Origin of the sequence: Luteimonas sp. TWI662 (assembly GCF_039673825.1) — a bacterium.
Classification (GTDB): Bacteria; Pseudomonadota; Gammaproteobacteria; order Xanthomonadales; family Xanthomonadaceae; genus Luteimonas.
On the sequence record NZ_JBDJMI010000007.1, the window covers coordinates 66,364 to 83,696 of the forward strand.

17 protein-coding genes are annotated in these 17,333 nt (G+C 70.3%); 8 read left to right on the top strand and 9 right to left on the bottom strand.

What is annotated here, in order from left to right; genetic code table 11:
- Nucleotides 1–74: 74 nt before the first annotated feature.
- Genes ABE488_RS07135 through ABE488_RS07145 form a run of 3 tightly spaced genes read right to left on the bottom strand, consistent with a single transcriptional unit; the run spans nt 75 to nt 1,876 of the window.
- The gene (locus ABE488_RS07135; protein ID WP_346442030.1) at nt 75–683 is read right to left on the bottom strand and encodes a lysophospholipid acyltransferase family protein; all 609 of its coding nucleotides are present in this window, start codon (nt 681–683) and stop codon (nt 75–77) included.
- 34 nt (nt 684–717) lie between these two features.
- Nucleotides 718–1,128 (bottom strand): alternative ribosome rescue aminoacyl-tRNA hydrolase ArfB, encoded by a 411-nt coding sequence (gene arfB / locus ABE488_RS07140; RefSeq protein WP_346442031.1) that lies wholly within the window; start codon nt 1,126–1,128, stop codon nt 718–720.
- 55 nt (nt 1,129–1,183) lie between these two features.
- A complete protein-coding gene (locus tag ABE488_RS07145; RefSeq protein ID WP_346442032.1) occupies nt 1,184–1,876 on the bottom strand; it encodes a pseudouridine synthase in 693 nt (230 codons plus the stop codon).
- An 87-nt stretch (nt 1,877–1,963) separates the two neighbouring features.
- Here ABE488_RS07145 and ABE488_RS07150 point away from each other — a divergent pair, with 87 nt between their 5' ends.
- A complete protein-coding gene (locus ABE488_RS07150) occupies nt 1,964–4,696 on the top strand; it encodes a pitrilysin family protein (RefSeq protein ID WP_346447639.1) in 2,733 nt (910 codons plus the stop codon).
- Nucleotides 4,697–4,714: 18 nt separating this feature from the next.
- Here ABE488_RS07150 and ABE488_RS07155 read toward each other — a convergent pair whose 3' ends face one another.
- The 4 genes from ABE488_RS07155 to ABE488_RS07170 all read right to left on the bottom strand — a co-directional run bounded on the left by ABE488_RS07155 (nt 4,715) and on the right by ABE488_RS07170 (nt 8,183).
- Nucleotides 4,715–5,206, bottom strand: a complete 492-nt coding sequence (locus ABE488_RS07155) for a hypothetical protein (protein WP_346447640.1) — start codon at nt 5,204–5,206, stop codon at nt 4,715–4,717.
- Nucleotides 5,207–5,287: 81 nt separating this feature from the next.
- On the bottom strand, nt 5,288–6,244 hold the full coding sequence (gene panE, locus ABE488_RS07160; protein WP_346447641.1) for a 2-dehydropantoate 2-reductase: 957 nt from the start codon (nt 6,242–6,244) through the stop codon (nt 5,288–5,290).
- 125 nt (nt 6,245–6,369) lie between these two features.
- On the bottom strand, nt 6,370–7,158 hold the full coding sequence (locus tag ABE488_RS07165; protein ID WP_346447642.1) for an ABC transporter permease: 789 nt from the start codon (nt 7,156–7,158) through the stop codon (nt 6,370–6,372).
- Nucleotides 7,159–7,214: 56 nt separating this feature from the next.
- The gene (locus tag ABE488_RS07170) at nt 7,215–8,183 is read right to left on the bottom strand and encodes an ABC transporter ATP-binding protein (protein WP_346447643.1); all 969 of its coding nucleotides are present in this window, start codon (nt 8,181–8,183) and stop codon (nt 7,215–7,217) included.
- A gap of 137 nt (nt 8,184–8,320) precedes the next feature.
- Here ABE488_RS07170 and ABE488_RS07175 point away from each other — a divergent pair, with 137 nt between their 5' ends.
- From ABE488_RS07175 to ABE488_RS07205, 7 genes are all read left to right on the top strand, one after another.
- A complete protein-coding gene (locus ABE488_RS07175) occupies nt 8,321–9,082 on the top strand; it encodes a ferredoxin--NADP reductase (protein WP_346442038.1) in 762 nt (253 codons plus the stop codon).
- 13 nt (nt 9,083–9,095) lie between these two features.
- On the top strand, nt 9,096–10,289 hold the full coding sequence (locus ABE488_RS07180; protein ID WP_346447644.1) for a site-2 protease family protein: 1,194 nt from the start codon (nt 9,096–9,098) through the stop codon (nt 10,287–10,289).
- 70 nt (nt 10,290–10,359) lie between these two features.
- Nucleotides 10,360–10,935, top strand: coding sequence for a hypothetical protein (locus ABE488_RS07185; RefSeq protein ID WP_346447645.1), 576 nt, complete (start codon nt 10,360–10,362; stop codon nt 10,933–10,935).
- A gap of 10 nt (nt 10,936–10,945) precedes the next feature.
- Nucleotides 10,946–11,146 carry a helix-turn-helix transcriptional regulator gene (locus ABE488_RS07190; protein WP_346442041.1) on the top strand — a complete coding sequence of 67 codons (201 nt, stop codon included), beginning with the start codon at nt 10,946–10,948 and terminating at the stop codon, nt 11,144–11,146.
- The gene (locus tag ABE488_RS07195) at nt 11,143–12,669 is read left to right on the top strand and encodes an alpha/beta hydrolase (RefSeq protein WP_346447646.1); all 1,527 of its coding nucleotides are present in this window, start codon (nt 11,143–11,145) and stop codon (nt 12,667–12,669) included. Before ABE488_RS07190 ends, ABE488_RS07195 begins: the two co-directional genes overlap by 4 nt.
- Before the next feature lie 46 nt (nt 12,670–12,715).
- Entirely contained in the window at nt 12,716–13,462 is a 747-nt protein-coding gene (locus ABE488_RS07200; protein WP_346447647.1) for an ATP-binding cassette domain-containing protein, read from the top strand.
- On the top strand, nt 13,459–14,643 hold the full coding sequence (locus tag ABE488_RS07205; RefSeq protein WP_346447648.1) for an ABC transporter permease: 1,185 nt from the start codon (nt 13,459–13,461) through the stop codon (nt 14,641–14,643). Before ABE488_RS07200 ends, ABE488_RS07205 begins: the two co-directional genes overlap by 4 nt.
- A 101-nt stretch (nt 14,644–14,744) precedes the next feature.
- On the opposite strand, the gene ABE488_RS07210 is transcribed toward ABE488_RS07205, so the two are convergent.
- On the bottom strand, nt 14,745–15,785 hold the full coding sequence (locus ABE488_RS07210) for an energy transducer TonB (RefSeq protein ID WP_346447649.1): 1,041 nt from the start codon (nt 15,783–15,785) through the stop codon (nt 14,745–14,747).
- A 190-nt stretch (nt 15,786–15,975) separates the two neighbouring features.
- On the bottom strand, nt 15,976–17,307 hold the full coding sequence (gene mnmE, locus ABE488_RS07215; RefSeq protein WP_346442046.1) for a tRNA uridine-5-carboxymethylaminomethyl(34) synthesis GTPase MnmE: 1,332 nt from the start codon (nt 17,305–17,307) through the stop codon (nt 15,976–15,978).
- Nucleotides 17,308–17,333 lie beyond the last annotated feature (26 nt).

Genomic DNA, 17,333 nt, shown 5'->3' on the forward strand with positions numbered 1-17,333 from the left:
CTGTCGGGATGCCTCCAACAGCGCGTCGATCCGCGCATCCTTGCAGACAGCATGGCCGCCGACGGCCGACCGGGTCACACCGTGCCGCGGTTCTTGCCCATCCACGGGGCGTACCAGGCACGGATCCTGGCCATGTCGGCGTCGAGGTCGTCGCCGGGCTCGATCAGCGGGCCGAAGCCGATGACCTTGTCGGGATAGTGGAAGTACAGGGTCTGGATCGGCACATTGGCGGCCTTGGCGATCTTCCAGAAGCCGGTCTTCCAGCGCTCCACGCGCTTGCGCGTGCCTTCGGGTGCCAAGCCATACCAGAACGGGGCGCCGCCGTGGATCGCCGCGGCGGCCTGTTCGACCACGCGCGAGGCGCGGCTGCGATCGACCGGGATCACGCCCAGGCCGCGCATCGCCCAGCCCAGCACAGGCACACGGAACAGCGAGTCCTTGCCGAGCACGCGGATATCCAGGCCCAGCGCGGCCTTGGCCGCGAAGCCCCAGACGCCGTCCCAGTTCGACGAGTGCGGGGCACCGATGAGCACCAGCCGCGGCAGGTTGGGCAGCTCGCCGACCATGCGCCAGCCGCCCAGGCGCAGGATGCTGCGCCCGATCCAGCGCGCGAGCCGGCTGGGTTTGACCCGCGGCGCGAGCGGCGGGACGGGGATCAGAAACGGGTACTTCGATGTGCTCATGCGTCCTCGGCGCGAAGGCCCGCTCCGGCGGGCGTCAATCCCAGTCACGCCCGGCGCGACCGCGCTTGATGGTACTGCGTTCGCGTTTCGCGCCCAGTCGTCGTTCCTTGGCACCGCGCGTGGGGCGGGTGGCGACGCGCGGCTTGGGCACCTCGTAACCCGCGGCGACAAAGGCGGCCAGCCGCGCGCGCGCGTCTTCACGGTTACGGTCCTGGGTGCGGAAGCGCTGGGCGCTGATGACCAGCACGCCGGCGTCCGTGACGCGGCGGTCGCGGCGCGCCAGCAAGCGGGCGCGCACGGCGTCGGGCAGCGACGGCGAGCCGGCGATGTCGAAGCGCAGTTCGACCGCGGTGGCGACCTTGTTGACGTTCTGCCCGCCTGGCCCGCTCGCGCGCACGAAGCGTTCGACGAGTTCGGACTCGGGAATGGCGGGCGGCGTGGACATCGTCAGCGATTGTAAGAGGGTGGGTGTCGACGCGTGCTCGCGGGACAACAGCCCGTCATGCCGGTGGACCGGGAAACAGCAGCAAGGCCTTGGCGAATGCATCGCCGGGCGGCGCGGCGATGTCCATACGCTGTCCGGTGTGCGGATGGGTGAAGCGCAGACGCTCGGCGTGCAGCAGCATGCGGTGGATGCCGAGTGTGCGGAAATGGCGGTTGTGGCGCCCGTCGCCGTGGCTGGTGTCGCCGATCAGATGATGCGAGAGATGCTTGAGGTGGCGGCGGATCTGCCGGAAGCGGCCGGTCATCGGCTCGGCGCGCAGCAGGGCGTAGCGCGAGGTCGCAAAGCCCGCCGACGGCAGCGCCAGTTCGGTGGTCGCCAGCCGCGTGAAGCGCGTGACCGCGGGCTTCTTCGACGGTTTGCCGGGGCCGCCATCGAGCGGGTGGTCGACCTCCAGCGCGGCGTCGGGCCAGCCGCGGCACACGGCCAGGTAGTGCTTGTCGACGCTGCGCGCCATCCATTGCGTGCCCAGCGCCGAGGCGGTCTCGCGATCGAAGGCCAGCAACAGGCAGCCACTGGTGGCGCGGTCGAGTCGATGGACCAGGAACAACGGCCGGCCAAACTGCAGACGCAGTCGGTCGGCGAGAAAATCGTGCTCGCCGCGCGCGAGCGCGCTGTCGTGGACCATCAGACCGGCGGGCTTGTCGACCACCGCCAGCCAGTCGTCCGCATACCGCACATCGATCGTCATTCCTCGCGCTCCGGGCGTCGTGGGGCATCCAGGCGCGCGGATGCGATCTGCTATTTTCGGCGATCGACTCGCTCCAAGGGAAACCGCATGCGTCGCCGCCTTCGTGTCTGCCTGTTCGCGCTGCTGCTGTGCGCGGGCATCGCACCGGCCATCGCGGCGCCGCAGCTCGACGCGCCGGTGCACAGCGCCGAAGGCATCACCGAGTACCGCTTCGACAACGGCCTGCGGCTGGTGCTGTTTCCAGATCCCGGCAAGCCGGTGACCACGGTCAACGTGACCTATCGCGTGGGCTCGCGCCACGAGGGCTACGGCGAGACGGGCATGGCGCACCTGCTCGAGCACCTGCTGTTCAAGGGCACGCCGACACATCCCGACATCCCCGGCGAGATGAAGCAGCGCGGCATCCGCTTCAACGGCACGACCTGGTTCGACCGCACCAACTACTTCGCCAGCTTCTCCAGCGATCCGGTCACGCTCGACTGGCTGCTGGGCATGGAGGCAGACCGCATGGTGGCCTCGCGCATTGCGCGCGCGGATCTCGACAGCGAGATGACCGTGGTCCGTAACGAACTGGAGGCCGGCGAGAACAACCCGGTCCGGGTGCTGGTGCAGCGGCTGATGTCGGCGGCCTACGACTGGCACAACTACGGGAATCCGACGATCGGCGCGCGCAGCGACATCGAGGGCATGCCGATCGAACGGCTGCAGGCGTTCTATCGCACCTGGTACCGGCCCGACAACGCGGTGGTGGTGATCGCCGGCGATTTCGATCCGGCGCACGCGCTCGAGCGGGTGGCCGCGCACTTCGGCGCGCTGCCGCGGCCCGCGACCGCACTGCCGCGCACCTACACGCGCGAGCCGGCGCAGGATGGCGAACGCCACGTCGTCGTGCGGCGCGTCGGTCGCACCCCGTACCTGGCCGCGGGCTATCACATTCCCGCCGGCCGCCATCCCGATGCCGGCGCACTGACGGTCCTGGCGCAGATACTCGGGCATGCGCCCAGCGGCCGGCTGCACCGCGCCCTGGTCGAACCGGGCCTGGCGACCTCGGTCTCGGCCACGGGCTACCGCCTGGACGAGCCGGGGTATCTGAGCGTGGTCGTCGAGGCGCCGGCGGGCAGCGACCTCGATGCACTGCAGGCGCGGCTGCTCGCGGTGCTCGAACAGGAGACGGCGTTCACCGACGACGAGGTCGACGAGGCGCGGACGCGTCTGCTGGCCGGCTTTGAACGCGCGTTGCGCGACCCCAACGCGGTCGGCATTGCGCTGTCGGACGCGATCGCGCAGGGCGACTGGCGGTTGTTGCTGCAGTCACGCGATCAGCTGGAGGCGGTGACCGCGGCCGACGTGCAGCGGGTCGCGCGCGCCTACCTGCGCCGCGACAACCGCACGACGGCGCACTTCGTGCCGACCGACGCTCCCGAGCGCATCGAGATGCCCGAGGCCCCGGACGCGGCGACGCTGTTGGCCGGTTTCGTCGGCCGGCCCGCGCTCGCGGTCGGAGAGGCCTTCGATCCGACGCCCGAGATCATCGACGCGCGCACGCGGACCTGGACGCTGTCCAACGGGGCCAGGCTGGCGGTGCTCGACAAGGCGACCCGTGGACAGGCGGTGCAGTTGCGCATGACCCTGCGCCTGGGCAGCGAACAGACGCTGGACAGGCGCATCGACGCGGCGATGCTGGCCGGCGCGATGCTGATGCGCGGCGCGGGCGATCTCGACCGCGCGGCGATCTCGCGCCGGCTCACCGCGCTGCGCTCGACACTGGGTGCGAGCGGGGGCGCGACCACGGTCAGCGTCGCGGCCTCGAGCGACCGCGCGCATATTGCGGGGCTGCTCGATCTGATCGCGACCGTGCTGAAGCAGCCGACATTCCCGCAGGACGAATTCGCGCAACTGCGCACCCAGCGGATCACCGGCATCCAGGGCAGCATGAGCGAACCGGGTGCGGTGGCGAACCAGGCGATGGCGCGGCATTTCGACATCTTTCCGCCCGGCCATCCCTTTCACGCACGTACTTTCGAGCAGCGCATTGCCGGACTCGAGGCGACGACGCGCGATGATGCGGTCGCGTTCCACCGCGCGTTCTACGGCATGGGGCCGGGCACGACGATCGCGATCGTCGGCGATGTCGATGCCGAGGCGGTGCGTGCGCAACTCGAAGCGCTGTTCGGCGACTGGCGCCCGACCACCCCGTTCGTGCGCATTCCCACGCCGTATGCGGCGCAGCCAGCCGCGCAACTGCGCGTGGTCACGCCCGACCGGCCGAACGCGGTGTTCCTGGCGCAGCAGGCGCTGCGCTTGGGCCAGGATCACCCCGACTATCCGGCGTTGTATCTGGGCAATCACTTGTTCGGCAGCGGTGGCATGAAGTCGCGGCTGGCCGACCGTATCCGCCAGCGCGACGGCTTGAGCTACGGGGTCAGTTCGAGCTTTGGCGCCAGTGCGTTCGACACGGTCGGCACGTTCTCTGCGCAGGCGATTGCCGCGCCGGAGAACATCGCCAAGGTCGCGCAGGCTTTCGACGAAGAACTGCGTCGGCTGCTCGCCGAGGGCATCGACGAGACCGAGCTTGCGCAGACCCGCGACGGCCTGCTGCTGTCGCGCCGCACGGCACGAGCCAGCGATGCGCAACTGGCCGGCACGCTCAACGACAATCTCTACCTGGAACGCGACATGGCCTACTCGGCCGCGTTCGAGGACGCGCTGCGCGCGCTCGACGCCGAGGCCGTACGCGCGGCAATGGCGCGGCATCTGGATCCCGACGCGACCACAACCGTCGTCGCCGGCGATCTGGACGCGCCTGCCGCGGGACCTTGAGCCCGCGCAGCGTCCCGGCTATTCGGTCGCCGGCGCCGGCGCCGAGGACGCCATCGACTCGAGCTCGGCGCACATCTGCTGTTGCTGCGCCGGCGTCGCCGTGTCGTACTGCGCGCGCACCTTGTCGTGCGCGGATGCGAACTCGCGGTCGAACATCGCCGCGTCGCCGCCCATCTTCACGAACTCCTGCTGCTGTCGCGCCCTGGCCTGCGCCAGTTGCTCCGCCGGGATGCTCGGGTCGCACAGTTCGACCGCCGCGTGCATCGCACCGCCAAGACCGGCGAGCTGAGTCAGCATCGTCGTCGCGGCATCGCCGGTCAGCGGCGCTTCGACCGGGGCACTGCCGTCTTCGAGCTGTGCGGCCGCGGCCTCCGAGGGCACCGTGTGGGTGTCTTCGACTGGCGCGGTCTGCGCGGGCGCGCCGTCGGCCTGTCGGTCGCCGCAGGCAGCGAGTGCGAGCGCGCCAGCGATGGCCAGGCCCAGGGGAAGTCGTACACGCAGTGTCCGCATCCGGGTGATCTCCATGATCGGGTAGAGCTCGAGCCTAGCAGAGCGGGTGTGGCAGGCTGACTGCACGGCTGCGATCGCACATCACGGGGTGTCCGGGGTCTGGCGGCGGCTGCGATAGCACTGCAGGTGCACCCAGGCGGCCTGCAGCATCGGTGCCGCGATCTCCGCCGCCTTCGCCCGCGCCAGCATGTCGCCGACGATCTGCGCCGCTTCGACGTCCTGGCCCGATTCGAGATCGCGCAGCATCGACGCAGTGGCCGCAGAGCCGGCGCGGGTCAGCAGCGACCGGGCCTGCTCGGCGGGTTGCCCCGGAATCGCCTGGCCCTGCGCGGCGGCGACCGCAAGGCACTCATCGTGCAGCGCGGCCATGAAGGCGGCGCCCTCGTCGCTGGCCACGATCCGGCCGATGCTGGCGCGCATCAGGCACGTTGCCGCCGCCATCGCGGTGAGGAAGCTGAACTTGTTCCACGCCGCCTGCAGGAAGTCGTCGCTGCGCACGGCCTCGAAGCCTTCGGCGCGCGCGCACGTGTCGGCAAACGCCTGGGTGCGCGCGCTGCCGTTGCGGGCCGGGTCGCGCTCGCCGAACGTCAGCGACGGTGGCGAGGGCAGATGCACGACCTCACCATCGGCGCCCTTCACCGCGCTGATGAAACACAAGCCGCCGAGCACCGCGTCCGCACCGAAGCGCGCATCGAGCGCGGCATAGTGCTGCAGCCCGTTGAGGATCGGCATCACCGTCGTGTCGGCCCCGACGGCCGGTGCGATCGCGTCGATCGCGGCATCGAGGTCGTAGGCCTTGCAGCTGAGGATGATCAGATCGAACGGCTGCGCCGCAGCGAGCGCAGCCAGCGCGTCGGCGGTGACGTGCGCGACCGCGAGATCGGCATCGCCGAGCGGGCTACGCAGGCGCAGGCCCTCGCGTGCGAGTTGCGCTGCGCGCGCAGGGCGCACCAGGAACGTGACGTCGACGCCGGCCTGGGCCAGCCGGCCGCCGAAATAGCCGCCGGTGCCGCCGGCACCAAGGACGAGAATGCGCATGGGGGACTCCTGGCAAGAACGGGTGTCGCGTCCAGCTTAGCGGTGCGCGCAGCGCTGCGACCGCCGAACCGTTGCCACCATCGCGCTCGCTCGATGGCGATCGGCGACGCGTACACGGGTCAGCGTCAGCTGCGCAAGCCCACCCCGCGCTTGAGCAGCGTCAGCGCGACCACCGTGAGCACGACCACAAAGCCCAGCATCAGTGTGTAGGCCACGGTCAGCGGAATGTCCGAGGTGCCCAGCAGGCCATAGCGGAACGCGTTGACCATGTAGAAGATCGGGTTGGCGTGGGTCGCGGCCTCGGCCCAACCGGGCAGCAGCTTGACCGAATAGAACACGCCGCCCAGGTACGTCAGCGGGGTCAGGATGAAGGTCGGCACGATCGCGACGTCGTCGAACTTCTTGGCGTAGACCGCGTTGATAAAGCCGGCCAGCGAGAAGATCGTGGCGCCCAGCAGCACCGTGCTCAGCGTCACCAGCGGATGCGGGATGCGCACCGTGGTGAACAGCATCGCGATGCCGAGCACGATCACGCCGACCGCCACCCCACGCGCGACCGCGCCCATGACGTAGCCGCCGAGCACGACCCAGCCGGGCATCGGGCTGACCAGCAGTTCCTCGACATGACGGCCGAACTTCGCGCCGAAGAAGCTCGAGGAGATGTTGCCGTAGCTGTTCTGGATGACGCTCATCATCACCAGGCCGGGCACGATGAAGTCCATGTAGGACACGCCGCCCATGTCGCCGATGCGCGCGCCGATCAGGCCGCCGAAGATCAGGAAGTACAACGTCATCGTGATCGCCGGCGGCACCAGGGTCTGGGCCCAGATCCGCAGGATGCGCACGATCTCGCGCCGGGCGATGGTGCCCAGGGCGGTCAGGTTGCGGGCAGTCGTGGTGGGTTCTGTGTGCATGCTCGGCGTCTGTGGAAAGAGGGGCGGGCGGGAGGCTCGCTGTGCGCGACCGGCGTCTACGACGCCTGATGCCCCGATCCGGAATCGCGTGCGGTCAGCCGCACGAACAGTTCTTCCAGGCGGTTGGACTTGGTCCGCATCGAGCGCACGCGCAGCCCGGCCGCATCGAGCGCGGCGAACACCCGGTTGAGATCCATCGCGCGCGGCATGTCGATGTCGAGCGTGTGCGCGTCGGGCGCCGTGATCGTCACGCCGTCGATCGCCGGCAATGCGTCGGGCAGCGCGCCGTCGATATCGAACATGAAGCCCTCGACGTCGAGCTGGGCGAGCAGGGCGCGGATCGGCCCCTGCTCGACGATGCGGCCGTGGTCGATGATCGCCAGGTTGCGGCACAGCGACTCGGCTTCCTCGAGGTAGTGCGTGGTCAGGATGATCGTCGTCCCTGCCGCGTTGATGTCGCGCAGGCTGCGCCACATGCCGCGGCGGATCTCGATGTCCACACCGGCCGTCGGTTCGTCGAGGATCAGCAGTCGGGGTCGGGTCATCATGGCGCGGGCGATCATCAGCCGCCGCTTCATGCCGCCCGACAGCGTGCGGCTCATGACGTGGGCCTTGTCCCACAACTGCGCGGCGCGCAGCTCGGCCTCGGCCCGCTCGGCGGCCTCGCGGCGCGAGACCCCGTAGAAGCCGGCGTAGTTGACCAGGATGTCGAAGGGCTTTTCGAACAGATTGAAGTTGATTTCCTGCGGCACCAGGCCGATCAGGCGCATGGCCTGGTCGCGGTGGCGGACGATGTCCACGCCGAACACCTCGACGCTGCCCGCACTCATGTTGACCAGCGAGGAGACGATGCCGATCAGCGTGCTCTTGCCCGCGCCGTTGGGGCCGAGCAGGGCATGGAAATCGCCGGGCGCGACGTCGAGCGAGATGCCCTTGAGCGCCTCCACGCCACCGGCGTAGGTCTTGCGCAGCTCACGGACGGACAGCGCCGGCGCATCGGCCGGCAGGGGGCGGCTTGGAGTCATGGGTGCGAGGGGTCCGATGCCGGCGGCCGGGGGGAGGCCTGGGCGGAAAACGCTAGTATAGGCGCCCGGTCGCAGCCGGCCCCGCGATGCAGCGTTGCGCGGACGCGCGTCCGTTCCGCTTACGATCCGGTTGACCCGTGGCCATCCAGCACTTCCCACTCAAGCTCACCGGCCGGCGCATGATCGCGCCGACCGTCGCCCATCTGTCGTTCATGCGCGACGACGGCCAGCCGCTGGATTTCGTGCCCGGCCAGTTCATCCAGGTGCACTTCGCCTACGCCGACGGCACGCCGACCAAGCGCTCGTACTCGCTGGCAACGATCCACGACCATGCGATGGGGCCGGGCGAGGCGGTGGAGATCGCGGTCAGCTACGTGCCCGGCGGCGCCGCGACGGCGCTGTTCGAAGGCCTGGCGCTCGGCGACCACGTCCAGGCCAGCGGTCCGTTCGGCCGGTTCTGCCTGCTGCCGCACGACAGCAACCGCCGCTACCTGTTGATCGGCACCGGCACCGGCGTGACCCCGTATCGGTCGATGCTGCCGCTGCTGGAACGGGCGATCGCCGAACGCGGCGTGGAGGTCGTGCTGTTGCTGGGCGCACGCACGCCGGCCGAGCTGCTGTACGGCGACGATTTTCGCGCCTTCGCGCAGGCGCACCCGCAGTTCCGCTTCGTGCCGTGTTTCTCGCGCGAGCTGCCGGCGCCCGGGGATGCGCACGCGCACGCCGACGTGCGCCATGGCTATGTGCAGCAGTTCGTCGGCGAGTTCGCGCCCGACGCCGACGACATCGCCTACCTGTGCGGCAACCCGGACATGGTCGACGCGGCATTCGAGGCACTGAAGGGCTTCGGCTTGCCGGTGCCGCGGATCCGGCGCGAGAAGTACGTCAGCAGCAAGTAGGGCGGACATCATCGTGTCTGCAACCAACGCCCGATCGTCGATGCCGCATGAGGCGGACATCGCGGCGCTGATGCCGCCGCCCGATGCGCCGGCATCGTCGCGCACCGGGCTGCGCCGCCTGCTGCCGACGCTGGGCGGGGCGATCGGCGGCGCCGTGGTCGGCGTGGGCGCGGCGATGATCGGCATTCCGCTGCTCGACGCATTGCCGCCCGGTGCACTGACCGCGCTGCTGCTGGGCTTCGTGCTGTCGATCTGGCCACACGTCGTGCTGCACGAGGCCGGACATGCCGTCGCCGGGCTGTCGCGCGGCATGCGCGCGATCGCGTTCGGCGTCGGGCCGTTCCGGTGCGAGCGGCGCGGCACGCGCTGGCGTTGGCGGCGGGGCGGACGTCTGCACGGCATCGGCGGGTTCGCGGCGCTCCTGCCCCAGGGCACGCGCGGGCTGTCGCGCCTCGACCAGGCCGTGTTCCTGCTCGGCGGTCCGATGGCCAATCTCCTCACCGCTGTGCTGTTGTTGGCCTGTGCGCGGTGGCTGCCGCTGCCGGTGCACCTGGCGGCCGCCTGCATCGGCAGCGCCATCGCCGCCGCGCTGCTGGGCCTGGGCAACCTGCTGCCGTTGCAGCTCTCGGGCTGGCGCCTGGATGGCCGGGTGCTGCTGGACCTGCTGCGCCGGACACCCGATGCCGCGCTGCACCTGCAGATCAGCCAGCTGATGGCCCTGAGCCTGGCCGGCGTGCGGCCGCGCGACTGGCCCGAGGCCGCCATTCCTGTGCTGTCGGCGTCGCTCGCCAGCGACGGCCTGGCGCTGAGCGGACGGATGCTGCGGCTATCACATGCGATCGACCGACGCGATGCCGGGGCCGCCCAGACCGATGCCGTCGCGTTGACGGCCGCATTCGCCTCTGCGCCCGCGGTGTCGCGAGGCCCCATCGCCGTCACCCTGGCCAGCCATGCCGCGCTGCTGGTCGGCGACCGGGCCTTGCTAGCGGCGTGGCGCCTACGCTGCGACGGCGGGCTGCTGGACCTTTCGCCCTACCGGGCCTGGCTGGATGCGGAGCTCGCGCGACTGGACGGCGATGCGGGCGCGCTGACGACGCACCTGGCAGATGCGCGCGCGCTGGCCGAGCGGATTCCGGACGCGGCAAGCCGGAAGGTTTTCGACGACCGGCTTGAGGCCCTCGCCCAGGCGCTTCGGTCCGAGGTGTAAAGCGCGCTTGACATCCGGCGCGGTGCGGCCGCATGCTCACTGTCAAGTAAACTTGACAACGCAGGCCGCCATGACCCGTTGCTTCCGCCACCAGTTCCTGCTGACCGTCGCCGCGATGCTGATGACCGCGGCGATCGCATTGCGCCTGCTGCTGCCCGCCGTCCCGGCCTGGGCCCCCGCGCTGATCCTGCTGTCGGCGATCGCGATCGGTGCAGTCGCCGTGCGGCACGGCGCGAGCGACTGCGTGAACGCGCCGCCCGCCCTGCAGCGCCGCTACACCCGCGACATGACGATCGGGATGGTCAGCTATATGGCGTTGCTGTTCGCCTCGTTGCTGCTGCTGCGCACCGTGGAGGCGCCGGCGCTGCGGGCGCTGATCGCGCTGCTGCCAGCCGCACCGATCGCGTTGTTGTTGCGCGCGATGGTGCGCTTCATCCGCGGCGTCGACGAGCTGCAGCAGCGCATCGAGCTCGAGGCGATCTGCATCGCCGCCGCGCTGGTGTCCTTCGGCTACATGACCGGCGGGTTCCTGCAGGCGGCCCAGGTCATCGACGTGCCAGCGAGCGCCGCGATGCTGTGGGTGTTCCCCCTGGTGTGCGGCCTGTACGGCATCGCGAAATCGGTCGTCGCGCGGCGGTACCGGTAAGGGGCCCGGCATGAAGAGCCGGGTGCGGGCACTGCGCGAGGCAAGGGGCTGGTCACAAGCACAGCTGGGCGAACGTCTGCAGGTGTCGAGGCAGACGATCAACGCGATCGAGACGGAAAAGTACGACCCCAGCCTGCCGCTGGCGTTCCGGATCGCACGCGAGTTCGCCGAGCCCATCGAATCCATTTTCCTGTTCGAGGACGTTCCATGAGGACATCAACGCTTTCCGCGCTGGCGCTGGCCGCGGGCATCGGGCTCGCCGGCTGCAGTGGGAGTGCGCCGGCACCGGCAACCGGCGAGGCCGCCCGGCCGACGCGGATGTTCGGGCAGATCCCGTTCCACGCCTGCACGCTGGACGCGGGCAACGCGGCGACCCGGATCGAAGCGCAGTGCGCGACCTACGAGGTCCCCGAGAATCCCGGCGCGCCCGACGGCCGGCGCATCGCGCTCAACATCGCCTGGCTGCCGGCCGATGCGAAGGACGGCGGCACCGCCGATCCGGTGTTCTTCCTCGCCGGCGGCCCGGGCCAGGCCGCGACCGAACTCGCCGCGCAGATCAACGCCGGCCTGCGCGAAGTGCGCCGCCAGCGCGACATCGTGCTGGTCGACCAGCGCGGTACCGGCAAGTCGAACCCGCTGACCTGCACCGATGCCGACGGCAAGGCGATGGAACTCGATGCGCTGGCCGCACCCGACGACGCCGCGCTCGACGCCTACGTCGGCCGATGCCTGGCCGGCCTCGACGGCCGCGCCGATCCGCGCTTCTACACGACGGCCAATGCGATCGTCGACCTGGACACCGTGCGCGCCGCGCTCGGTGCCGAACAGGTCAACCTCATCGGCGGCTCCTACGGGACCCGCGTCGCACAGCAGTACGCGATGGCCTATCCGCAGCACACGCGCAGCATCGTGCTCGACGGCGTGGCGCCGAACGATCTGGTCGTCGGCGGCGAGTTCGCGCATACCTTCGAGGATGCGCTGGCGCTGCAGTCCAAGCAATGCGCGCAGGACGCCGAGTGCCGCACGCGCTTTCCCACCGATCTGCAGGCGCAGCTGCGTGGGGTGCTGTCGACGCTGCGCACGACGCCGGCCCCGGTGACCTATCGCGACCCGACCACCGGCGCGCAGCGCGATGGCGTGGTCACGCCGGACACGGTGACCGGCCTTGCGTTCCTGTTCTCGTACGCGCCGCAGACCGCGTCGCTGCTGCCGTTGATCCTCGACGAAGCGGCGCAGGGCCGCTACGGCCCGCTGATGTCGCTGTCGCAACTGATGTACAGCAACGTCGACGGCCAGATGACGCGCGGCATGCAGTGGTCGGTGATCTGCGCCGAAGACGCAGGCCGTTACCGCGAGGACGGTCGCGTCGCCGACACGATCCTGGGCCCCAGTGTCGCGCGCATGTTCTTCGGCGCGTGCCGCACCTGGCCGACGGGTGCGCCGCCGGCGAACCACACCGCCGCGCTGCAATCCGATGTGCCGGCCCTGCTGATGTCGGGCGAACTCGATCCGGTGACGCCGCCCGCCTACGCCGAGCGCGTGCTGGCCGGCCTGCCGAACGGACGCCATCTGGTGTTCAAGGGCCAGGGCCACGGCACGTTCGCGCTCGGCTGCGCGCCCAAGCTGCTCGCGCAGTTCATCGAATCCACCGATGCGAAGGCGCTCGACGCCAAGTGCCTGGACGCGATGCGTCCGGTGCCGCCATTCACCAGTTTCAACGGGTGGTCGCCGTGACCGCGCCGCGCCTTGCGATGTCCCTCTTTCTTCCGGAGCTCCGCCGATGATCACCGCCCAGAAACTGCACAAGGCGTTCAAGACCAAGACCGGCACGGTCCAGGCGGTCGACGGCGTGGACTTCGTCGCCGAGGACGGCCGCATCACCGGCCTGCTCGGGCCCAACGGCGCCGGCAAGACCACGACGCTGCGCATGCTCTACACGCTGATGAAGCCCGACCGCGGCCAGGTGTTGGTGGACGGCCTCGATGCGAGCCGCGACCCGGCGGCGGTGCGACGCGTGCTTGGCGTGCTGCCCGACGCGCGCGGTGTGTACAAGCGGCTGACCGCACGCGAGAACATCCACTACTTCGGCCAGTTGCACGGCATGACGCCCGACCAGATCGCCGCGCGCACGCAGGCGCTGAGCGACCAGCTGGACATGGGCGAGATCCTCGACCGCCAGACCGACGGCTTCAGCCAGGGCCAGCGCACCAAGACCGCGATCGCGCGCGCGCTGGTGCACGACCCGCGCAACGTCATCCTCGACGAGCCGACCAACGGCCTGGATGTGATGACGACCCGCGCGATGCGCGAATTCCTGTTCAAACTGCGCGACGAGGGCCGCTGCGTGATCTTCTCCAGCCACATCATGCAAGAGGTCGCCGCGCTGTGCGACCGCATCGTCATCATCGCCAAGGGACGGGTGGTCGCCGCCGGTACCTCCGATGAGCTGCGCGCGCGCTACGGCACGCAGAACCTCGAGGACGCGTTCGTGCGTGCGATCGGCTCGGAAGAGGGGCTGCTGGCATGAGCGGAGCACTGCGATGGGTGTGGTGCGTGATGCGCAAGGAGCTGCTCGACATCGGGCGCGACCGGCGCACGCTGTTCATGGCGCTGCTGCTCGGTCCGCTGCTGTATCCGGTGTTGATGACCGGCATGAACGTGATGATGGAAAAGCGCGCCAAGACCGAACAGGACCGCATCCTGGAGGTCCCGGTGCTCGGCGCGGCGCATGCGCCGAACCTGGTCGCGCATCTGGCGACAATGGGCATCATCGCGGTCGATGCGCCGGATGATCTCGATGCGGCCATCGCCCGGCAGGACGTCGACGTTGCGATCGAGATCCCGGCCTCGTTCGCCGAGGATTGGCAGGCCGGGCGCCCGGCGACGGTCGAGGTCATCAGCGACAGCACCCAGCGCAATGCGCAGACGCCGGCCACGCGTGTACGCGTGGCGATCGCGAGCTACGGGCAGCAGGTCGGCGCGTTGCGCCTGCTCGCGCGCGGCATCGACCCGTCGGTGGTGCAGCCGATCGCGGTCGGCACGCGCGATATGGCCAGCGAAGAGGCCAAACGCGGCGTCCTGCTCGCGGCGCTGCTGCCGTATCTGTTGATCCTGTCGAGCTTCATCGGTGGCTCGTATCTGATCATCGACGCAACCGCCGGCGAACGCGAACGCCAGTCGATCGAGCCGCTGTTGGCCACGCCCGCCGCACGCAGTGCGATCGTCAGCGGCAAGATGCTGGCCGCCTGCGCGATCGGCCTGCTGTCGTTGCTGCTCACGTTGCTGGCCTTCAAGCTCAGCGCCCAGATCGGCACCGGCATGACCCGCATGCTCGATGTGCGACTGGCGGCGATCGGCAAGATGCTGTTGGTGCTGCTGCCGATGCTCTTCATCGGGACCTCGCTGCTGACCTTCCTCGCGGCCGCGGCCAAGAGCATGAAGGAAGCGCAGAGCCACATCGTCTGGCTGATGCTGCTGCCGATGGTCCCGACGTTCGTGCTGATCGTCAATCCGATCAAGACCGAGCTGTGGCAGTTCGCGGTGCCGTTCCTGGCGCAGAACCAGCTGCTGCTCAAGATCATCCGCGCCGAACCGATCGCACCGCAGATCTGGGCGGTGTACCTGCTCGCGAGCCTCGCGCTGGTGGCGGTGTTCTGGGGACTGGCGGTGTGGCGCTACCGCCAGGAACGGCTCGCGATCTCGGGCTGAGTTCGCGCCGGCATGGGTCGCGTGCGTCATGCGTGGCCCAAGCGCCGTCTCGCGCGGAGGCCCGACGTCCGCACGAGCCATGCGCCGGTGGGGCGCTCGCGTCAGTTGGCGGTCGGAGAGAACCCGATTGTGCGCCGCGTGGTGACCGGCGCCGGCACCGGCTCGAAGCGCCAGCGTCGCACGGCCGACAACGCCTCGCGATCGAAGGCGCGGGGCGGGTCGGCACGCACGATGCGCGCGCTGCTGACCGAACCGTCCACGGCCACGGTGAACTCGACCTGGACTTCGCCGCTGATGCCCGCACGCAGCGCGTCGGGGGGATAACGCGGGGCCGGCGTGCTCAACGGGCGCAGCTGGACCGGGGCCGGGGCCGGCGGCGTCTCGGCGGGCGGCGCTTCGGTGGCCGGGGTCGGCGCCGGCGCCGGACGTGCGGGTGTCGGGCGCGGCGTGTCCTGCGCTGGACGCGGGGTCGTCTGCGCGGGCGCCGGCGTCGGTGCGGACGCCGGTGCGCTGCGCGCGCCGGCGGTGTCGGCCGGTGGCGGTCCAGGTAGCTGCTGCGCCGCCGAGACCTGTTGCTCGCGCTGCTGCTCGGCACGCTCGCGCGCGATCTGCTGCTGGCGCTCGGCCTCCTGCGCGGCGCCGCGCTGCCGATGCACGGCCGCCTCTTCGGCGGTGGCGATGCTGGTACGCAACCGGCCGAGCGCCGGGTGGGTGGCGTCCGCACGTTCGATCAGGCCCAGCAGCCGGCGGGCCTCGGCGAAATCGCCGCGGTCACGGTTCTGCTCGGTCGCGATCACGGTGATCGGCAGCAGATCGATCAGAGCGCTGGTCGCCGCGGCGTCGCCCTGGGTCTTGTCGCGCAGCGCCAGGTAGTACTCCATCGCGTTCTCGCCGGGCGGGAAGTACAGCCGGCTGTCCTGGTAGGCCTGGCTGGCCGCCTTGCGCAGATCGTCGGCCGAGAGCGCAGCGAGTGCATCGTCGGCCGCGCGTTGCTGGCGAGCGGCCTGGTCGGCCGCCTGGCGGCTCACGTCCGCGGTCTCGGCCGGTGTCGCTTCGGGCTCGGGCGCATCGTCCCGGCCGCCGCAGGCGGCCAATCCCAGCGCCACGCACAACGCCGCGGCCAGCCCGGTCCGCGACGACACTGCGGGCGTCGATCGATTCGAGACCATCATCGTTCCCCAGGGTGCCTGTTCTTCAAAGTGCGTAGCACGCGGCAGCGCAGACGATTTGTCAACCGCGCAGCCACGCGTGCGGGCTACGATTGTAGGCGCGTTGGCAGCGTGTTCACCGAACATACGCGTTTTCATTGGGCATGTCCGCTGCCGCACCCGCCTACTTGCCAATGCAGAAACTCGAGAAGATGTGCCCCAGCAGGTCATCGGGCAGCACCCGGCCGGTGATCTCGCCGACTGCGTCGTGGGCGACGCGCAGCGCTTCGGCCGTCAGTTCCAGGGTCTGCGCCTGCAGCGTCGCGCGCGCATCGTCCACCGCATCGGCGGCGACGCGCAGGGCATCGACGTGGCGTTGCCGGGCGGTGAATGCGCCTTCGCCGGCGGCGGGTCCGGCGCCCTGAATCGCCAGCGCGTCGCGCAGCGCATCCAGGCCCGCACCCGTGCGCGCAGAGACACGCAGCACGTCATCGTCCACGGCGGCGGCGTCTTCGAGCAGGTCGACCTTGTTGTGCACGACCAATCGCGCCGGCACATCGGCGATGTCGCCGGCCACCGCGCTCAGGCCTTTGTCCGGATCGCGTGCATCCAGCACGACGATCGCCAAGTCCGCGCGGCGCAACTCGGCGCGGGCGCGGCGGATACCCTCGCGCTCGATCGCATCCCCAGCCTCGCGCAGACCCGCGGTGTCGACCAGGGTCAGCTCGGCGCCGGCGATGCGCACCGTCTCGTGCAACAGATCGCGCGTGGTGCCGGCGATCTCGGTGACGATCGCACGCTCGCTGCCGGCCAGTGCATTGAGCAGCGAGCTTTTGCCGGCGTTGGGCGGGCCGACGATCACCGCATGCACGCCATCGCGCAACCGGCGTCCCTGCTCGGCTTCCGCAAGCAGGGTGCCCAGCGACACGGCCAGCGCATCGAGCCGTTGCGCCACGACATCGCCGCCGAGCGCATCGATCGGCTCGTCGGAGAAGTCGATCATCGCCTCGACGTGCACGCGCAGGTGCAACAGTTCGGCGGCCAGGGCATCGCAACGCGTCGAGAACGCCCCATCGAGCGCGCGGCGCGCAGCACGTGCGGCGCGCGCATCGCCGGCAGCGATCAGGTCGGCAACGGCCTCGGCCTGGGTGAGGTCGAGCCGGCCGTTGAGGAAGGCGCGTTCGCTGAACTCCCCCGGCCGCGCGAGCCGCGCACCGAGCGCGCGGCACCGTGCAAGCAGCTGCTGCAGCACGACCGGACTGCCGTGACCCTGCAACTCCACGACGTCCTCGCCCGTGTAGCTGGCCGGGCCGGCGAACGCGATGGCGATGCCGTCGTCGAGCGTCTCGCCATCCTGGTCACGCAAGCGGACGTGATGCGCGTGGCGCGACCGCAACTCCCGGCCGCACAACGCACGCGCGATCTCGACCGCACGCGGGCCCGACAACCGCACGATGCCCACGCCCCCTGCACCGGTCGGCGTGGCGATCGCAGCAATGGTGTCGGTCGGCTGCATCCACGCCTCCTCAAAACCGGGGTCAG